6 protein-coding genes are annotated in these 18616 nt (G+C 73.5%); 4 read left to right on the top strand and 2 right to left on the bottom strand.

Annotated elements, in window-relative coordinates; translation table 11 throughout:
* Window positions 1-5: 5 nt before the first annotated feature.
* Window positions 6-2408 (bottom strand): helix-turn-helix domain-containing protein, encoded by a 2403-nt coding sequence (locus tag AB0I60_RS02025; protein ID WP_360725190.1) that lies wholly within the window; start codon window positions 2406-2408, stop codon window positions 6-8.
* A gap of 644 nt (window positions 2409-3052) precedes the next feature.
* On the opposite strand from AB0I60_RS02025, the gene AB0I60_RS02020 reads away from it, so the two are divergent.
* The gene (locus tag AB0I60_RS02020; RefSeq protein ID WP_360725188.1) at window positions 3053-5863 is read left to right on the top strand and encodes a BTAD domain-containing putative transcriptional regulator; all 2811 of its coding nucleotides are present in this window, start codon (window positions 3053-3055) and stop codon (window positions 5861-5863) included.
* Between the two features lie 31 nt (window positions 5864-5894).
* On the opposite strand, the gene AB0I60_RS02015 is transcribed toward AB0I60_RS02020, so the two are convergent.
* On the bottom strand, window positions 5895-6677 hold the full coding sequence (locus AB0I60_RS02015; RefSeq protein ID WP_360725186.1) for an ABC transporter ATP-binding protein: 783 nt from the start codon (window positions 6675-6677) through the stop codon (window positions 5895-5897).
* Between the two features lie 642 nt (window positions 6678-7319).
* On the opposite strand from AB0I60_RS02015, the gene AB0I60_RS02010 reads away from it, so the two are divergent.
* The 3 genes from AB0I60_RS02010 (at window position 7320) to AB0I60_RS02000 (ending at window position 18592) form a co-directional block, all read left to right on the top strand.
* A complete protein-coding gene (locus AB0I60_RS02010) occupies window positions 7320-8363 on the top strand; it encodes an LLM class F420-dependent oxidoreductase (RefSeq protein WP_360725184.1) in 1044 nt (347 codons plus the stop codon).
* 83 nt (window positions 8364-8446) lie between these two features.
* Entirely contained in the window at window positions 8447-13654 is a 5208-nt protein-coding gene (locus tag AB0I60_RS02005; RefSeq protein WP_360725182.1) for a type I polyketide synthase, read from the top strand.
* A 33-nt stretch (window positions 13655-13687) separates the two neighbouring features.
* Entirely contained in the window at window positions 13688-18592 is a 4905-nt protein-coding gene (locus AB0I60_RS02000; protein WP_360725180.1) for a type I polyketide synthase, read from the top strand.
* The last annotated feature ends 24 nt before the right edge of the window (window positions 18593-18616 follow it).

Genomic DNA, 18616 nt, shown 5'->3' with positions numbered 1-18616 from the left:
GTCGCTCACGCGATCCCCGGCAGGCGGATCCCGAGCGCGGCGGCGAGGCCCGTCGCGGCTTCCCGGACCGCCGGGCTGTCGTAGCGGTCGCACTCGGCCAGCGCCCGCACCCGGTACTCCCGGCGCTCGTCCGGGTCGTCGGCCACCTCGGCGAGCTGGACGAGGATCTCGACCCGGTGCTCCGACAGGCGGGCCTCGTCCAGCGACAGCAGCAGGTCCTCGCGCGCTTCGGCGAACCGACCCGCCGTCACCAGCGCGAGACCGCGCTGGTACCGGACGCGGGCCACCCCCGCGTCCGCGCCGTGCCGCGCGAACAGCGCTTCGGACTCGTCCAACAGCTCCAGCGCGGCGGTGGTGTCGCCGGTGGCCACCAGGCTGTCCGCCAACAGGCTCAACACCATCGACAGCAGTTCGTCCTCGCCCGGCTGCCCCGGCGTCCGGCTGTCGCGGTAGTAGGTCTCGGCCTGCCGCTGCACGGAGACCGCCTCGTCGAAGCGCCCTGCCCGGTGCAGTGCCCTGCCCAGGTGGGACAGCTGGAGGTGCAGCCACTTGGGGTGGCCGGCCCGCCGGAACAGCGCCACCGACTGGCGGGCGTGCTCGACGGCCAGGTCGGCGGTGCCCAGGTGCGACGTGATGCCCGCCCGGTGGCGCAACGCCCACGCCTGCGTGAGCAGGTCACCGGACTCGCGGGCCGCTGCCAGCGCCCGGTGGTTGACGTCGAGCGCCCGCCCGCGCTGCCCGCACAGCGCGGACAACGCCCACGACAGGTAGTTGAGCTGTTCGGCCTCGTCGCGGCAGTTGCCCACGGCGACCGCCGCCTCCACCCCGGCCTGGAACACCTCCCGCCACAGCTCGCCGCTGCCGCGCAGGTCGGAGTACCAGTGCACGGCCTGCGCGAGGTCGAGGACCGGGCGGTGGTCGCCGGCCTCGCTCGCGGCCCGCAGCGCGCCCAGCCAGTTGGCCTGCTCGTCCTCCAGCCACGCACCCGCCGACCGGCGGTCCCGCACCGGGCCGTACTCCTCGGCGGCGGGGGCGAGCCCGGGGTGCTCGTGGTCGAAGAAGCGGGCGGCCCCGGTCGCCACGCGGAGCAGCCAGGCGCGCAGCGCCGTGGTCGCGCGCTCGATCTCGGCGGCCGGCTCGTCCGCGTCGAGGTGTTCGCGCGCGAAGGCGCGGACCAGGTCGTGGCAGGTGTAGCGGCCGGGGGTCTCGGCGAGGCCGAGCAGGCCCGCGTCGGCGAGCGCGTCGAGCGCGTCCTCCGCCACGGCGGGGGACCGGCCGGACGCCACGGCGGCCAGTTCCGTGGACGTGTCACCGCCCGGCACCAGCGCCAGCCGGCGGAACACCTGGGCGACCTCCGGGAGCAGGTGCCGGTAGGACAGCTCGAAGGCGGCGCGGACCTGGAGGTCGCCCGCCGTCAGCGTCGACAGCCGCCGCGCCTCGTCGGCCAGCCGGTCGGCGAGGTGGGCGATCGTCCAGCGGCTGCGGCTGGTGAGCCGGTTGCCGGCGATGAGCAGCGCCAGCGGCATCCCGCCGCACAGCGACGCGACCCGCCGTGCGGCGCCGGCTTCGGCGTCGATCCGGTCCTGCCCGACGACCTGGCCCAACAGGCGCACCGAGCGGTCGACGTCCAGCAGGGCCAGCGCCAGCCGGTGGCCGGCTCCCAGCCCGGCCAGGGTGCTCCGGCTGGTGACCAGCACCATCGATCCCGGTCCGCCGTCGAGCAGCGGGCGGACCTGGGCCTCGGTGGCCGCGTTGTCGAGCACGAGGAGCACGGCCCGGTCGCGGAACAGCGAGCGGTAGAGGGCGAGGCGGTCCTCCTCGTCCGGCGGGATCCGCCGCTCCTCGACGCCGAAGGCCCGCAGGAGGCGGTGCAGGGCCGCCCCGGTGGTGAGCGGGTCGGGGTGCACACCGCGCAGGTCGAGGAACAGACAGCCGTCGGCGAACCGGTCGGCGAGCCGGTGGGCCGCGTCCACGGCGAGCGCGGTCTTGCCGACGCCGGGCAGCCCGTGCACCAGCGCCACCTGCACGACGGGCGCGGACTCGGCCGCCCGCGCGCACGCGTCCAGCACCCGCCGCTCGTCCTCCCGCCCGGTGACCTCGATCAGCACCGGCGGCGGCACGCACGCCCCGGCGGCCGGGGAAGACTGCCCACGCGGTCCCGGCGGGGCCTCCGCCCGGTGGCGCACCGCGCGGGCCAGGTCGGTGAACCGGGCGAGATCCTCACCGGAGAGGTCCAGACCTCCGGCGAGCAGGTCCAGCGTGCGCCGGTGGGGGGTGCGCGCCCGACCGCGTTCCATGTCGCTGATCGCCCGCACGCTGATGCCGGTCCGCTCGGCCAACTGCTCCTGGGTCAGCACGTTCTTCAACCGGTAGAAGCGGAGAAAGTCGCCGAACGCGGAGCCCCCCACGCTGTTGCTCCCCTTCCGCGACCGGACGCCTGCCGGCGTGATTCTGCCACGAGCTACAGCGCTCCGTGTGCGGTCACCTACTTTGCGTAACGGGATACTCCGGCAGGACGAGTGCGGTGGACGCCCGGGAGCTGGACACTCCACTGTGGACAGTTCTGGTCGCGGTCGCCTTCCGCCGGCGCGCGCCCGCGCACGCCGGACCTGTAGGTTTCCGGCACGGTTCCTCCCCGGTCGACCGTGCAGCGTCAGTGGCGCGGCCCCAGCGGCCGACCACCCACGACACTCGGAGGAACGCGATGCGCACCACCTCGGGCACCGGCACCTCGGACGACGACCACAGCTGGCCAACCCGCCGATTCGCCTGCGACGACAGCGCCGGCCGCAGGGGGCGCTGACGAGCGGTCGCCGGCACGGCTTCCCCGCGAGCCGGTGACCTCGCCCCGCCCGGAGCCGGCACCGGTCGCACGCGTCCCCACCCCCGGACCGGGGCGGGGACGCGTCGCCGAGTGCCCCGGGCTCGCGGCGACAACCCAGCGCCCGCCCCTCCCGAGTCGTGATCCCGGCACATCGTGCGGGTGATCGAGACGGGCGATCCTGGTATGCCGGACGGGGCGACTCGGAACCGGCGGGAGGGGAGGGCGGGGGTGGTGTGGTTCCGGCTGTTGGGCGGGGTCGAGGCGGAGGACGACGGGACACCGGTGGAACTGGGCTACCCGAGGCAGCGCGGCGTGCTCGGGGTGCTGCTGGTCGAGGCGGGCCGGGCGGTGACCGTGGACCGCCTGCTGGAGCGCGTGTGGGGCGGGAACCCGCCCGCGAAGGGACGGGACACCCTCTACAACTACCTGTCCCGGCTGCGGGCGGCGCTGGCCGGCTCAGGCGTGGGTGTGACCCGGCGGTCCGGCGGCTACCGGCTGGACGTCCCCGTGGACTCGGTCGACCTGCACCGGTTCCGCACCCTGGTCGACCGGGCCAGGCAGGGCGGTGACGACCACCGGTCGCTGGAGCTGTTCGAGTCGGCCTCGCTGCTGTGGCGGGGCGACCCGCTGCCGGAGCTGGACACGCCCTGGGCGGTCGAACTGCGGGCCGGCCTGGACGAGGAGCACCTCGCGGCCGAGCTGGACCGCTGCGACGTCGCCCTGCGCCTCGGCAGGCACGCCGGCCTGCTGCCCGAACTGGCCGCGCGGGCGGACGACCACCCCCTGCGCGAACGGGTGGCGGCCCAGCTCGTGCACGCGCTCTACCTCGACGGCCGGCAGGCCGAAGCGCTGGCGCACTACCAGCGGATCCGCACCCGGCTGGTCGACGACCTCGGCACCGATCCCGGGCCCGCCCTGCAACGGCTGCACCAGCGGGTGCTCGCCGCCGACCCGGCGCTGGCCGCCGGTCCGGAACCCCGGGCGGCCACCCCGCGACCGCCGGTGCCGAGGCAGCTCCCCTCAACACAGGCGCTGTTCACCGGGCGCGTGGCGGAGCTGGCAGAGCTGGACCGAGCCCTGGCCGGCGCGGGCCCGGCCGGTGGCGCGACGGCGTCCGGTCCGGTGACGGGCGTGATCTCGGCCCTCGGCGGTGCGGGCGGCATCGGCAAGACCTGGCTCGCCCTGGCCTGGGCGCACCGCAACGCCGACCGGTTCCCCGACGGTCAGCTGTTCGTGGACCTGCGCGGGTTCAGCCCCACGGGCCGACCGGTCGAGCCGGCGGACGCGCTGCGCGGCTTCCTCGCCGTGCTGGGCGTCGAGCAGGACCGGGTCCCGCACGACCAGCAAGCGCAGGCAGCACTGTTCCGCAGCCTGGTCGCCGAGAAGCGGATGCTGGTCGTGCTGGACAACGCCGCGACCGTCGACCAGGTCGTGCCGCTGCTGCCCGGCACCGCCTCCTGCGCCGTGCTGGTCACCAGCCGCAGCCGGCTGCACGCGCTGGTCGCGCGCTTCGGTGCCCGTCCGCTGCACCTGGACGTCCTCGCCGACGCCGAAGCCCGCGCCGCGCTGGAATCGGCCCTGGGCGCGGAGCGGGTGGCCGCCGACGGGGCCGCCGTCACCGAGCTGATCGGGCTGTGCGGCGGTTTCCCGCTGGCACTCGGCCTGATCGCCGCCCGCGCCGCCGCCGAACCGCACCTGCCGCTGGAGGACAGCGTCGCCGAACTGCGCGACCTCGGCCTGGCGGCGCTCGACCACGCCGACGACCCCGCCGCCAGCATCCCCGCAGTGCTGTCCTGGTCGTTGCGCCGGCTCACCGACCGGCACCGCACCGCGTTCGCGCTGCTCGGCATCGCGCCCGGCCCCGACACCGGCCTGCCCGCCGTCGCGGCCCTCACCGGCCTGCCGGAGGGCGAAGCCCGCGCCGTGCTGCGGGCCCTGGTCGACGCGTCCCTGCTCGACCGCACCCCCGGCGGCCGTTACGCGATGCACGACCTCGTGCGCGCCTACGCCGCCATGAACGCCCAGGCGCTCCCCGAACCGGTGCGGCGGGCGGCGCTGGACCGGGTGGTCGACTTCTACCTGCACACCGCGTTCGCCGCCGACCGCCTGATGGACCCGCACCGCGAGCTGATCCCGCCGAGCCCACCCGAACCCGGCGCGCGACCGCTCCCGCTGCCCGACCCGGACACGGCGATGGCCTGGCTGGAGACCGAGCACGCCCACCTGCTCGCCGCCCAGCGCACCGCCGCCGACAGCGGTCGCCACCGCGGTGTCTGGCACCTGGCCTGGGTGCTGAGCGCCTTCCACCAGCGGCGGGGGTACGACCACGACCACCAGGACGTGTGGCGCACGGCGCTGGACTCCGCCGTGCACCTGCCGGACCCGGACGCGCTCATCCGCGTCCACCGCTACCTCGGCGAAGCGGACTCCCGCCTGGGCCGGCACGCGGAAGCCATCCGGCAGATGCACCGGGCGCTGGACCTGGCCGAGCGCCACGAGAGCACCGTCCAACAGGCCGCCACCCACTTCGAGCTGGGCTGGGCGTGGGGGCAGTGCGCGGACGACCGGAAGGCGCTGGAGCACGCCCGGCACGCCTTGCACCTCTACCGCGCCATCGGCCACCCGGTCTGGGAAGCCGAAGCGCTCAACCAGGTGGGCTGGTTCGCCGCCCGGGTCGGCGAGTTCGACACCGCCCGCGAGCACTGCCGAGCCGCACTCGCCCTGTTCCGGCACCACGAGGACCCCGCCGGCGAGGCGGCGACGCTGGACAGCCTGGGGCTGGTCGACCACCTCAGCGGTCGCCACGAGCAAGCCGTGCAGCACTACCGGCAGGCACGCGCGCTGTTCGCGGCCCAGGGCAACACCTACGAGGTCGCCAACACCCTGGACGGGCTCGGTCACCCCCTCGCCGCCCTCGGCCGGTTCGACCAGGCCCGACAAGCGTGGCAAGAAGCTCTGGCCCTGTACCGGGAGCAGGGCCGGAACGCCGACGTCGACCGCGTGCGACGACAACTCGGCGACCTCGCCGCCCCGTCCTGAACCGGGCCCGTGGCAGGGCGGCGCGCTCGGGTCAGCGGACCCGTTCGAGCTCCTCGGCGGCAGCGGGTTCCGGGAGCTTCCCGCTCCGGTAGGCGGTGAACACGTCCTGCAGGCTGCCGGTCATCTTCATCCGGCCCTCGTCCATCCACACGGCCGACGTGCACAGCTCCATCAGCAGCTCGTCGTGGTGGGAGGCGAACACCAGGATCCCGGAGCGCTTCACCAGTTCGATGAGCCGCTGCTTGGCCTTGGCCAGGAATGCCGCGTCGACCGCGCCGATGCCCTCGTCCAGGATCAGGATCTCGGGGTCGATCGAGGTCACGACGCCCAGGGCAAGGCGCACCCTCATGCCGGTCGAGTACGTGCGCAGCGGCATGTGGAGGAAGTCGCCCAATTCGGTGAAGTCGGCGATGTCGTCCACGCGCTTTTCCATCTGCTTGCGCGACACGCCCAGGTAGAGCCCCCGGATGAGGATGTTCTCCAGGCCGGTCATCTCCTGGTCCAGGCCGACGCCCAGGTCGAAGACCGGTGCGACGCGGCCCCGCACGGCGGCGGTGCCCCGGTTCGGCTCGTAGATGCCCGCGAGCACGCGCAGCAGCGTGGACTTCCCGGCCCCGTTGTGGCCGACCAGGCCGACCCGGTCACCCTCCTTCAGGGACAGGGTGATGTCGCGCAGGGCGGCGATGACGGGCACCCGGTGGTCGGTCTCGATCTTGCCGCCGACCTTGCCGAACACGATCTTCTTCAACGACCGGCTCTTGGCGTCGAAAATCGGGAAATCCACCGACGCGTCACGAACGATAATGCTGACCATGGTCCTTGTCTCGGTTGAGGTCTGCTGTTCCGGAGTGCCGCGCGGTCAATCCGGAAGATAGTCCCCCGGTGCCGGGTCGCCAGTGGTCGTGCCGGCAGTCGGCGGCTATCGAGGGATACCGCGAGAACCTTACCACATACCGATTCGGCGCGATTTCCGCAGGTTCGACCTGTCCGATTCAGGGCTTTTACCGCTGCGCACGGGAGCGCACGCGCGGCGATGTGGTGTCGCGCCCGGTGACCAGTTGGTCTGAACGAGTGAAGCTGATGGGCGGTATTTACGGAGCCGATGAAGCCGTCCTAGGGTCAATTGCGGACGATGCTCCGAGTCGTCGGCCGCTGGTGGTCGTAGTCCCCCTGGTGAGTGCGGGAAAAAGGGCGGTGCCCGCTCCGGGGGAGGGCGGCTGATCACCGGTTGAACTGGGGTTTTCCGCTGTTCCTCGATGGCGTCGAGTTGTGGTCGGGTCCGCGCTCGGCGTGGTGGGACGTGCGTCGTGGATCCCGCCGTCCCGCCGGCGGGACGGCGGGTGGGTAATGCGGGCGACGCCGTGGTCGCGCGATCGGGACTATTCATCGCGCAGCGCAGCGCGACGCTTTCGGCGTGCGCGCGCCGATCGGGTGCGCGTTGAACGGGAGGTGAATTATGCGCATCGGTACGAGTGTGCACGTCGCGGAGGACTTCGAATCCGCCGTGCACGAGGTGGTGGAGCTGGAAAGCGCCGGGTTGGACGTGGTCCACGTGCCCGAGGCGTACAGCTTCGACGCGGTGAGCCGCATCGGGTACCTCGCCGCCCGCACCCACCGGGTCGAACTCGCCTCCGGCGTCCTCCAGCTCTACACCCGCACGCCGGCCCTGACCGCGATGACCGCCGCCGGGCTCGACTCGGTGTCGGGCGGGCGGTTCACGCTGGGCATCGGCGTCTCCGGCCCGCAGGTGGTCGAGGGGTTCCACGGCGTGCCGTACGACTCGCCGCTGGCGCGCACCCGCGAGCTGGTCGGGATCTGCCGGCAGGTGTGGCGCCGTGAACCCCTGGTGCACCGGGGCGAGCACTACCGCATCCCGCTGCCGGAAGGGGAGGGGACCGGCCTGGGCAAGCCGCTGAAGCTGATCAACCGGCCGCTGCGCGAGCGGATCCCCATCACGCTCGCGGCGACCGGGCCGCGCAACGTCGCGCTGGCGGCCGAGATCGCCGAGGGCTGGCAGCCGATCTTCTACCTGCCCGAACAGGCGGCCGACGTGTGGGGCCGGTCGCTGGCGGAAGGCGCGGCCCGGCGCGACGCCCGGCTGGGCGCGCTGGACGTGGTCGTCCCGGTGACCGTGGCGATCGGGTCCGAAGTGGACCACGTGGTGGACTCGCTGCGCCCCACCCTGGCGCTCTACATCGGCGGCATGGGCGCGCGCGGCCGGAACTTCTACCACGACCTCGCGTGCCGCTACGGCTATGAGGCCGAGGCGAAGCTCGTCCAGGACCTCTACCTGGCGGGCCGCCGGGAGGAAGCCTGCGCGGCGGTGCCCCGCAGCCTGATCGAGGGCATCTCGCTCATCGGTCCTCCCGGCTTCGTGCGGGAACGGCTGGCCGCGTTCGCCGAGTCCGGCGTGACGACCCTGAGCGTCCAGATGCCGACCGCCGACAGCGGGCAGCGGTTGCGGCAGTTCGCGCTATTGCGCGACCTGGTGCACGGCTGACCCCCACGTCACCGCACCGGTCCCGGCGTCGGCCGGCGTCCGACCGTGCGTCCCCTGTTCCAGCGAAACCCGAGGTGGAGTCAATGTCCCACGGAAACCCCGGCGTGCCCGCGCGGCGGTCCGCCGCCGACTTCTCGGAGGAGGCCGACGCGGCAACGCGGTCCGAGTACCGCGAACGCCTCGACGGCGCGTCCGAGGGCATCCAGCGCCGGATGCTGGTCGAGGTGATCCGCGAGGCCGCTGCGGCCGTGCTGGGCAGCGGTCCGGGCTTCCGGTTGCGTGCCGACCGGGCGTTCCACGACCTGGGCTTCTCCCGGCGCGCGGCCGGCGAGCTGCGGACCGAGGTGGGTGCGCGCACCGGCGTCCGGCTGGAGGCCACGGCGCTGTTCGACCACCCCTCCGCCGAGGCGCTCGCCGAGCACCTCCGGAACAGGCTGCTCGGGGTCGAGGAGGCCGCTGTCGCCCTGCGGCCCCTGGGGCAGACCGACGAACCGATTGCCATCGTGGGGATGGGGTGCCGCTTCCCCGGCGGTGCGGACTCCCCGGAGGGCTTGTGGGACCTGGTGGCGTCGGGGCGGGACGTGGTGTCCGGGCTGCCGGTGGATCGCGGCTGGGACGTGGAGGGCCTGTTCGACCCCGATCCCGGTCAGGCGGGCCTGTCTTACGTGCGCGAGGGCGGTTTCCTGGCGGGTGCGGGTGATTTCGATGCTGGGTTTTTCGGTGTGTCGCCGCGTGAGGCGGTGGCGATGGATCCGCAGCAGCGGTTGTTGTTGGAGGTGTCGTGGGAGGCGGTGGAGCGGGCGGGTGTTGATCCGCGTTCGTTGCGCGGTTCCCGGACCGGCGTCTTCACCGGCGTGGTCGCCCTGGAGGGGTACGGCCCCGCACTGCGGGACACCCCGGCGGACGTGGCCGGCCACCGGTTGACGGGCACCATCATCAGCGCGGCTTCCGGCCGGGTGGCGTACGCGCTGGGGCTGGAAGGTCCCACCATGACCATCGACACCGGGTGCTCGTCGTCGTTGGTGGCGCTGCACTTGGCGTGTGATTCGTTGCGCCGTGGTGAGTCTTCGTTGGCGTTGGTGGGCGGCGCGACGGTGATGTCCCTGCCGGGCATCTTCCCGGAGTTCAGCATGATGCGCGGCTTCTCGCCGGACGGCCGCTGCAAGGCGTTCTCCGACCGCGCGAACGGCACGGGCCTGAGTGAAGGCGTCGGTGTCCTCGTGGTGGAGCGGTTGTCGGATGCGCGTCGTGCTGGTCGTCGGGTGTTGGCGGTGGTGCGGGGTTCGGCGGTGAATCAGGACGGTGCGAGTAATGGTTTGACTGCGCCGAGTGGGGTGGCTCAGCGGCGGGTGATCGTGTCGGCGTTGAGTGCGGCGGGGTTGTCGTCGGGTGATGTGGATGTGGTGGAGGCGCACGGCACGGGTACGGCGTTGGGTGATCCGATCGAGGCCGGCGCACTGCTGGCGACTTATGGGCGTGGTCGGAACGGTGTGCCGTTGTGGTTGGGGTCGTTGAAGTCGAACATCGGGCATACGCAGGCTGCGGCGGGTGTGGCCGGTGTCATCAAGATGGTTCTCGCGCTGGACAGGGGAGTTCTGCCGAAGACTTTGCATGTGGATCGGCCTTCGCGGCATGTGGACTGGTCTTCGGGTGAGGTGTCGTTGTTGACGGAGTCGATTCCCTGGCCGGAGACGGGGCGTGCTCGCCGGGCGGGGGTGTCGTCGTTCGGGATGAGCGGGACCAACTCGCACGTGATCCTGGAGCAGGGGGATCCGGTTGCGGAAGCCGGCGACTCGTCTTTTGGTGGTGTGGTGCCGTGGGTGGTGTCGGGGCGCAGTGCGGGGGCGTTGCGGGACCAGGCGCTGCGGTTGCGGGAGTTCGCGGCGGGGGAGGACCTCGATGCGGCGGCGGTCGGGCGTTCGCTGGTGACGTCCCGGTCGACGTTCGAGCACCGGGCGGTGGTACTCGGAGACGACCGCGAAGGTTTCCTCCGGGGCTTGGACGCCCTGTCCGGGGTCGGCTCGGGCCTGGTCGACACGACCGTGGTGCAGGGAGTTGCGCGGGCGGGCGTTCGCTCGGCCCTGCTGTTCCCCGGTCAAGGAGCGCAGCGCAACGGTCTGGGACGCGCGCTGCACCACGCTTTCCCGGTGTTCGCGGCGGCTTTCGACGCGGTGTGCGAGCAGGTGGACGACCACCTGGAGCGACCGCTGCGCGAGGTCGCGTTCGCCGACGAGGGCACGGAGTCGGCGCTGCTGCTGGACCAGACCCAGTACACGCAGGTGGCCCTGTTCGCGTTCGAGGTGTCGTTGTTCCGGCTGCTCGAACACTGGGGCGTCACCCCGGACTTCCTGCTCGGGCACTCCGTGGGCGAGTTGGCCGCAGCCCACGTCGCCGGGGTGCTCTCGCTGCCCGACGCCTGCGCGGTGGTCGTCGCCCGGGGCAGGCTGATGCAGCGGCTGACCGGCTCGGCGGCGATGGTGTCCATCCAGGCCGACGAGCAGGACGTGCTCGCGGCCGTGGCGGAGTGCGCCGGGCAGGTCGCGGTGGCCGCGATCAACGGGCCGCGCAGCGTTGTCGTCTCCGGCACCGAGGCCGACGTGCTCGCCCTGGCCGAGGAGTTCGCGCGGCGGGGGTGCCGCACCAAGCGGCTGCGCGTGAGCCACGCGTTCCACTCGCCCCAGATGGACGGGATGCTGGACGACTTCCTGCGCGTCGTGGAGCACGCCACCTTCCGCCCGCCCCGCATCCCCGTGGTGTCGAACCTGACCGGCTCGCTCGCGCCGGCCGACATGTGCGATCCCCGGTACTGGGTCCGTCACGTCCGGGAGGCCGTCCGGTTCGGGGACGGCATCTCCTGGCTGCGGTCGCAGGGTGTGGAGGTGTTCCTGGAGCTGGGTGGCGCGGGAGTCCTGACCACGATGGCCCGCCAGTGCCTGGAAAATCACGACGGCAACGGTCCCGTCGACCCCGAGCAGCGCGCGGTGTGCGTGCCGGCGGTGGTGGCCGGGGACGCCGAACCCCGCTCGCTCGTCGACTCCGTCGCCCGGGTGTTCGTGACCGGCGTCGACGTGGACTGGACGCGGCTGTTCGACGGCGACACCCGCCTGGTGGACCTGCCGACCTACGCCTTCCAGCGCGAGCGGTACTGGCTGGAGGTCCCGTCGGGACGTCCTGCGGTCGCGCTCGGCGGCGACGACCGCTTCTGGGACGCCGTGGCGAGCGGGGACCGCGAACTGCTGGCCGGCCTGCTCGACGTGGACACCGACCAGCCCTTCAGCGCGCTGCTGCCCGCCCTGGCCTCCTGGCGGAAGCGGCGCGGAGACCTGCACACCGCCGGGGCGTGGCGCTACCGCGTCGTGTGGAAGCAGCTCGCCGAGCCGACGCCGGGCGACCGGCACGGCACCTGGCTGGTCGTCGTGCCCGCGAGCCACGCCGACGACCCGGCCGTGCGGCTGGTGGACGCCGCGTTGGCCGAGCGCGGTGTCCGCGCGCTCCCGCTCGTCGTGGACGCCGCGCACGCCGACCGCCACGCGGTGGCGGCGACCCTCGGCGATGTGGTGACCGACGACCGCCGGCCGGTGACGCGCGTGCTGTCGTTCCTCGCCCTGGCCGACGAGGAGTGCGTCGAGGGGACGTCGGTCCCGGTCGGGCTCGCGTCGAGCGTCGCGCTGGTGCAGGCGCTGGGGGAGTCGTTCCCCGACGCCCGGCTGTGGTGCGTCACCCGGGGCGCGGTCGCCACGTCGGCGTCGGACGCCGTGGCCGGCGCCCGCCAGCGCCAGGTCTGGGGCCTGGGCACGACCGTGGGGCTGGAGCAGCCCCGGCGGTGGGGAGGGCTGGTCGACCTCCCGGAGGTGGTGGACGAGCGCGCTGCGGCCCTGCTGCACGGTGTGGTTGCGGCCGGTTCGGGTGAGGACCAGGTGGCCGTGCGACCGTGCGGCCTGTACGGGAGCCGGCTGCTGCGGGTCACCTCCGACCTCGACCGCGAGCTGCCGGACCGGGTGGTCGGCGGGACGGTCCTGGTCACCGGGGGCACCGGCGCGCTGGGCGGCCAGGTGGCCCGGTGGCTGGCCGCCCACGGGGCCGCGCACCTGGTGCTGGTGAGCCGGTCGGGGGTCGCGTCCGACGACGTGGCCGCGCTGCTGGCCGAGGTCGAGCGCGGCGGCACCCGGGTCACGGTCCGGGCCTGCGACGTCGCGGACCGGCCGCAGCTCGCCGCGCTCCTCGCCGAGTTCCCGCCGTCCGCCGTCGTGCACGCGGCCGGTGTGCTCGACGACGGGGTGGTGGACTCGATCACCCCCCAGCGCGTGGACGCGGTGTTCCGGCCCAAGGTGCAGGGGGCGGTGAACCTCAGCGAGCTGACCTCGTCGCTGGAGCTGACGGCGTTCGTGCTGTTCTCGTCCGTCGCCGCCACGCTGGGCAACGCGGGCCAGGGCGCCTACGCGGCGGCCAACGCGTTCCTGGACGGGTTGGCCGAGCAGCGGCGGGCGCGCGGCCTGCCCGCGACCTCGATCGCCTGGGGCGCGTGGGCGGACCTCGGGATGGCGGTGCGCGCCGGCGTGGAGGAGAACGTGCAGCGCAAGGGCTTCCGGGGCATGGAGGCCGCGCCCGCCCTCGCGGCGCTGGGCCGGGCGCTGGGCGACGGCGAGGCGTGCTCGGTCGTCGCCGACGTGGAGTGGGACGCGGCCCCGTCCTGGCTGGGATCGGACCGCCCCCGGCCGCTGTTCGGCGAGCTGCCGGAGGTCGCACGGGCGACACCGGCGGGAGCCGTCGCCACCTCGGACGCCGACGACCTGCGGGACCGCCTGAGCGCGCTGCCGCAGGCGGAGCAGGTGCGGTCGCTGGTGGAACTCGTGCAGGCCGAGGCCGCCAAGGTGCTCGGGCACGCGACGGGCGGCGCGCTCGACCCCACGCGCGGGGTGATGGACCTGGGGTTCGACTCGCTGACCGCGCTGGAGCTGCGCAACCGGCTGGGCGGTGCGACCGGCCTGGCGCTGCCCGCGACCCTGGTCTTCGACTACCCCACGCTGTCCGCCCTGGCCGAGCACCTGCGGTCGCACCTGGTCTCCGACGACGCACGGCTGCACTCGGCCCTGGCCGACCTGGACGCGGCGGTGCGGGCGCTGGCGGACCTGGAGCTGCCCGACGCCGAGGCCGGGGCCGTCGCGGGCCGCTTGGAGAAGATGCTGGCCGCCCTGGCACCCGCTGCGGCGGTGCCGGCCCGGCCCGACCTGGACGGCGCGTCGGACGACGAGCTGTTCGACCTGCTCGACCGCGCGCACGACGAGCGGTGACCTCTTTCCCCGGAACTCCGAAGGCGGCTGGGAATGGCTGACGAAGCGAAACTGCGCGCCTACCTCAAGCGCGCGGCTGCTGATCTGGGCGAGGTGCGTGGCCGGTTGCGGTCGGTGGAGGAGGCGGCGCGGGAGCCGATTGCGATCGTGGGGATGGGGTGTCGTTTTCCGGGGGATGTGGTGTCTCCTCAGGGTTTGTGGGATGTGGTGGCGTCGGGTCGGGATGTGGTGTCGGGGTTTCCGGCCGATCGGGGTTGGGATGTAGACGGCCTGTTCGATCCTGATCCGGATCGTCCGGGATTCACGTATGTGCGTGAGGGCGGTTTCCTGGCGGGTGCGGGTGATTTCGATGCTGGGTTTTTTGGTGTGTCGCCGCGTGAGGCGGTGGCGATGGATCCGCAGCAGCGGTTGTTGTTGGAGGTGTCGTGGGAGGCGGTGGAGCGGGCGGGTGTTGATCCGCGTTCGTTGCGCGGCTCCCGGACCGGCGTCTACATGGGCACCAACGGACAGGACTACGTGCCCATCACCGCCGAACTGGGCAGCGAGTTCGAGAATTACGTGGCGACCGGCGGTGCGCTGAGCGTCCTGTCCGGGCGGGTCGCGTACTCGCTGGGGTTGGAAGGGCCGGCGCTCACCGTTGACACGGCGTGCTCGTCGTCGTTGGTGGCGCTGCACCTGGCGTCCGACGCGTTGCGCCGTGGTGAGTGCTCGATGGCGTTGGTGGGCGGCGCGACGGTGATGTCGACCCCGTCGGCGTTCGTGCGGTTCAGCCGCTTGCGCGGCCTGGCCCCGGACGGCCGGTGCAAAGCGTTCTCCGACGACGCCGACGGCACGAACTGGGGAGAGGGGATCGGCGTTCTCGTCGTCGAGCGGTTGTCGGATGCGCGTCGTGCTGGTCGTCGGGTGTTGGCGGTGGTGCGGGGTTCGGCGGTGAACCAGGACGGTGCGAGCAACGGCCTGACTGCGCCGAACGGGGTTTCCCAACGACGGGTCCTGGAATCCGCCCTGAGTGCGGCGGGGTTGTCGTCGGGTGATGTGGATGTGGTGGAGGCGCACGGCACGGGTACGGCGTTGGGTGATCCGATCGAGGCCGGCGCACTGCTGGTGACCTATGGGCGTGGTCGGAACGGTGTGCCGTTGTGGTTGGGGTCGTTGAAGTCGAACATCGGGCATACGCAGGCTGCGGCCGGTGTGGCCGGTGTGATGAAGATGGTTCTGGCGCTGGACAGGGGAATTCTGCCGAAGACGCTGCACGTGGATCAGCCGTCACGGCACGTCGACTGGTCTTCGGGTGAGGTGTCGTTGTTGACGGAGTCGATTCCCTGGCCGGAGACGGGGCGTCCTCGCCGGGCGGGGGTGTCGTCGTTCGGCATGAGCGGGACCAACTCGCACGTGATCCTGGAGCAGGGGGATCCGGTTGCGGAAGCCGGCGACTCGTCTTTTGGTGGTGTGGTTCCGTGGGTGGTGTCGGGGCGCAGTGCGGGGGCGTTGCGGGCCCAGGCGCTGCGGTTGCGGAAGTTCGCGGCGGAGGAGAGCCACGGTGTTGCGGCGGTCGGGCGTTCGCTGGTGACGTCCCGGTCGACGTTCGAGCACCGGGCGGTGGTACTCGGAGACGACCGCGAAGGTTTCCTCCGGGGCTTGGACGCCCTGTCCGGGGCCGGCTCGGGCCTGGTCGACACGACCGTGGTGCAGGGAGTTGCGCGGACCGGCGTGCGCTCCGCCCTGGTCTTCCCCGGCCAGGGGTCGCAGTGGGTCGGCATGGCTGCCGAGCTGATCAAGACCTCCGACATCTTCGCCGGCACCCTGCGGGAGTGCCACGAAGCCGTCGACCGGTTCGTGGACTGGTCGCTGTGGGACGTGCTGACCGGGGCGGACGACGGGGCACTGGAGCGCGTCGACGTGGTGCAGCCCGCGCTGTTCGCGGTCATGGTGTCGCTCGCGGAGCTGTGGCGTGCTTCGGGGTTGGCCCCGTCGGCGGTGATCGGGCACTCCCAGGGCGAGATCGCCGCCGCGTGCGCTGCCGGTGCACTGTCCCTTGAGGACGGTGCCCGGGTGGTGTGCCTGCGCTCCCGGCTGCTCCGCGAGATCTCGGGCGACGGGGGCATGGTGTCGGTGGCCGTGCCAGGTGACCGGGCCGCGCGGCTGGCGGAGAGGTGGGGCGGGCGGTTGTCCGTGGCGGCGGTGAACGGGCCGGCCTCGGTCGTGCTGTCCGGCGACTCGGTGGCGATCGACGAACTGGTCGAGGCGTGCGAGGCGGAAGGCGTGCGCGCGCGCAGGATCGCCGTCGACTACGCGTCGCACTCGGTCGCGGTGGAGGGCGTGCGCGACCGCCTGGTCGAGTCGCTGGCACCGATCCGCCCGAAGTCGACCGGCCTCCGGTTCTACTCGACCGTGACCGGCGGGCTGCTGGACACGGCCGAGCTGGGACCCGAGTACTGGTACCGCAACCTGCGGCAGACGGTGCTCTTCCAGGACTCGGTGCGGCGCGCGGCCGAGGACGGGGTCCGGGTTTTCGTGGAGGCCAGCCCGCACCCCGTGCTGACGTTGGGCGTCCAGGAGACCCTGGACGAGTCGCTGCACGACGGCGACAGCGGTGTCGCGCTGGGCACTCTGCGCCGGGGCGACGGTGGCCGGGCACGGGGGCTCGCTGCGATGGCGGAAGCGTGGGTCCACGGCGCCGAGGTGAAGTGGACCACCGCGCTCCCGGAGGCCACCCGACCCGTCGACCTGCCCACGTACGCCTTCCAACGCAACCCCTACTGGCTCACCGCCCCGACGTCGGCAATCGGCGACCCCCGCGAGCGCGAGTTCTGGGCGTTGGTCGACCAGGGCGACACCGCGCGCCTGGCCTCGGAGCTCGACGTCCGGGACGAGGCACCCGCGACCGAGGTCTGGTCCGCGCTGGCCTCGTGGCGGCACCGGCGAGCCGACCGGGCAGTGCTCGACTCGTGGCGGTACCGGGTGGGGTGGACGCCCGTGGCGGTCGAGGACGCCGCTCCGGTGAGCGGCCGTTGGCTGCTCGTCGTCCCGGCCGGGCACGAGGAGCACCGGCACGTGACCGCGCTCGACCGGGTGCTGACCGACCTCGGTGCCTCGGTCCGGTCGGTCGTCGTCGACACCGCGCGGGCCGACCGCGAGGGCGTCGCCCGGCGGCTGCGCGAAGAAGTCTCCCCGGCGGTGTCCGGGGTGGTGTCCCTGCTCGCCGTGGACGGCTCGGCCCACGCGGAGCACTCCGGGCTGTCGTCGGCGCTGGCCGCCACCACCGCGCTCGTGCAGGCGCTGGGCGACGCCGGCGTCGAGGCACCCCTGTGGCTCGTGACCAGGGGTGCGGTCCTGGCTGCCGAGGAGGTCGCGCCGGTCGACCCGGACCAGGCGCAGCTGTGGGGCCTGGGCCGGGTCGTCGCCCTCGAACACCCCCGGCGCTGGGGTGGCCTGGTCGACCTCCCGGACGCGCCGGACGACGGCACGTGGTCGCGCCTCGCGGTCGTGCTGACCGGCGGCCACGGGGAGGACGAGGTGGCCCTGCGGCCGGACGGAGCCCACGGCCGCCGGCTGGTCCGGGTGCCCCCGCGCCGGCAGCCGCGCCCGGACCGGTGGACGCCGACCGGGACCGTGCTGGTCACCGGCGGCACCGGGGCGCTCGGGGCGCAGACCGCGCGGTGGCTGGCGGCGGAGACCGCCGCGCCGATCGTCCTGGTCGGCCGGCGGGGCGCGGCGGCACCCGGTGCCGCCGAGCTGGAAGCGGAGTTGCGGCACGCCGGCGCGGACGTCCGCGTGGTCGCCTGCGACATCACCGACCGGGCGGCGCTCCGCCGGCTCGCCGACGACCTGGCCGCCGAGGGGAACCCGGTCCGTTCGGTCGTCCACACGGCGGCGGTCATCACCCTCGGCACCATCGAGGAGACCACGGTCGCCGACCTCTCCGACACCGTGTCGGCCAAGGTGGACGGTGCCAGGGCGCTGGACGAGGTCTTCGGCCCGGACACCCTCGACGCGTTCGTGCTGTTCTCCTCGATCACGGGCATCTGGGGCAGTGCCGCGCACGGCGGCTACGCGGCGGCCAACGCCTTCCTCGACGCCCTGGCCGAGCAGCGCCGGGCGCGCGGGCTGCCCGCGACCTCGATCGCCTGGGGGGTGTGGGACGCCCGCGTGGACAGCGATCCCGATGACGTCGCCAAGCGCGTCGCGCTGAACGCGAGCGCCCGCCGGCAGGGCCTGCCCGCCATGAAGTCGGCACCCGCGCTGACCGCCCTGGCCGAGGCACTGGCCGACGGCGAGCCGTGCCCGGTCGTCGCCGACATCGACTGGGACACGTTCTTCCCGCTGTTCGAGTCCGTCCGGCCCAGCCCCCTGCTCGCGGGGACGGCGGCCACCTCGCTGAGCGCGCCGGACACCGGGCCGGAGGAGCCCGCCGCCAACGACCTGCTCGACCGCCTCGGCCGCGCGTCCGAGCGGCAGCGGGAGCAACTGGTGCTCGAAGCGGTCCGCGCGACGTTCGCCGCCGTGCTGGACTACCCGGACGGCCGCGCCGTCGACCCGGGCCGGTCCTTCAGCGAGCAGGGGCTCGACTCGGTCACCGGCCTCCAGTTGCGCAACCGGCTCAACGACGTGTTCGGACTGCGGCTGCCCGCCGTCGTCGTCTTCGACCACCCGACGCCGCTGGCGCTGGCGCGGCACGTCGGCGAGCACCTGCCGCCGACCACCGGCGACGCCGACCGGCCGCCGCGTGACGTGCTGGCCGAGCTGACGGCCGCCGTGCGGTCCCTCGCGCCGGACGACGCGGTGGTGCCCGAGGCCGTCGAGGTGCTCCGGGAGGGGCTGGCCCGGCTCGGTGCCGTGCCGCGCGCCGACCCGGGCGGTGCGGACGCGATCGACCTCCGGGCGGCCACCGCCGAGGACGTGTTCGCCTTCCTCGACCGCCAGTCCGATTCCCTCTGACCGACGTCCGCGACGTCACGAAGG

The organism is Actinosynnema sp. NPDC050436, assembly GCF_040655415.1.
Classification (GTDB): domain Bacteria; phylum Actinomycetota; class Actinomycetes; order Mycobacteriales; family Pseudonocardiaceae; genus Actinosynnema.
This window is presented reverse-complemented; position numbering and strand designations above follow the sequence as displayed.